This window comes from Mycolicibacter algericus DSM 45454 (assembly GCF_002086455.1).
Lineage (GTDB): Bacteria > Actinomycetota > Actinomycetes > Mycobacteriales > Mycobacteriaceae > Mycobacterium > Mycobacterium algericum.
The window spans coordinates 1-1,690 of record NZ_MVHC01000072.1; the positions used below are offsets into that span (position 1 = coordinate 1).

The window sequence follows — 1,690 nt, forward strand, 5'->3', positions numbered from 1 at the left end:
GTCAGTAGCGGGTGGGGGCTGATCTCGATGAAGATGCCGTGCTCGCGTGCCGCGGCGGTGATGGCCTGGGCGACCAACGCCGGTTGACGCACATTGGCGACCCAATAGTCGGCATCGAGCACTGGAACCGGCCCGGCCGGATCAACCACCGTGGAAAAGAACGGAATCCGCGGGGCCGACGCAACCAGATCCGCCAACTCCGCCCGCAACTCAGCCAGGATCGGATCCATGAACGCGGTATGCGAGGCCACCTCCATATTGACCCGCCGCGCAAACCGCTCCCGGCCGGCCACCGCCGCGATCACCTCATCCACCTCGGCCGGCAAACCCGCCACCACCGTCTGCCGCGGCGACAAGTACCCGGCCACCTCAACCTGCGGATAACCCGCCAACAACTCCTGCGCCGCCGCGCCATCCAGTTCCAACAACGCCACCGCCCCGGCACCGGCCTGCCGCGACATCAAGACCGACCGCGCCGCGATCACCCGCAACCCCTGCTGCGGCGTCAGCGCCCCGGCCACCACCGCCGCAGACACCTCCCCCATCGAATGCCCCACCACCGCATCCGGTTCCACACCATAGGAACGCCACAACGCCGCCAACGCCACCTGCAAGCCCATGATCACCGGCTGCACCTGCGCATCACCGGAAATCTCAGCACCCGAGGCGATCACATCCCGCAGCGAAAAACCCACCTGCGCAACAAAATCCGGCTCCAACTCATCAATCGCCGCCGCAAACACCGGCTCATCGACCAACAACCGCCGACCCATCCCCGCCCAATGCGAACCCTGCCCGGAGAACACGAACACCGTACCGGGCCCGGGCAGCACCGTTGCCGGCTCGACGACGCCGGGTGCGGACTCTCCGGCGGCCAGCGCGCTCAGACCGGCGATGGCCTGTCGGTGGTCCCGGGCGGCGACGGTGGCGAACTTCTGATGGCGCGTCCGGTGGTGGTTGAGCGTGTGGGCGACATCGGTCAGCGGTACGTCGGCGCCATCGCCGGCCAGCCAGTCGGCCAGCACCCCGGCCGTGGCCGCAATCCGCGCCGGCGACTTCCCCGAAACCAGCAACGTACTCACCACCGGCTCGGCAACCGGCGACACCGACTCCGACACCGGCGCCTGCTCGACCACCACATGCGCATTGGTGCCCGACACCCCGAACGACGACACCCCCGCCCGACGCGGACGCGACACCGCCGGCCACTCCATCGCCTGCGCCGCAACCTGAAACTTCGACGCCCCCACACCGGCATTCGGCGTCAACGCCGAAAAATTCAAATGCCGCGGAATGAACCCGTGCTGCACCGCCAACACCGTCTTGATGAAACCCGCGACACCGGCAGCCGACTCCAGGTGACCGAGGTTGGTCTTGACCGACCCCAACACCAACGGCGCCGCCGCACCCCGCTCACCGAACACCGCCGCCAACGCATCCAACTCGATCGGATCACCCAGCGCCGTCCCGGTCCCGTGCGCCTCCACATAATCAATATCGGCCGGCGACAACCGCGACGCCGCCAACGCCGCCCGCACCACCTTCTGCTGCGCCGGACCCGACGGCACCGTCTGACCCGACGACGGCCCATCCTGATTCACCGCCGAACCCCGCACCACCGCCAACACCCGATCACCATCACGCTGGGCATCCGAGAGCCGCTTGAGCACCACCACCCCGGCACCCTCGC

1 protein-coding gene is annotated in these 1,690 nt (G+C 68.3%); it reads right to left on the bottom strand.

The window, feature by feature from the left end; genetic code table 11:
• Nucleotides 1-1,690 (bottom strand): type I polyketide synthase (locus tag BST10_RS22105; RefSeq protein WP_133054473.1); only part of this gene is annotated, 1,690 nt, incomplete at both ends.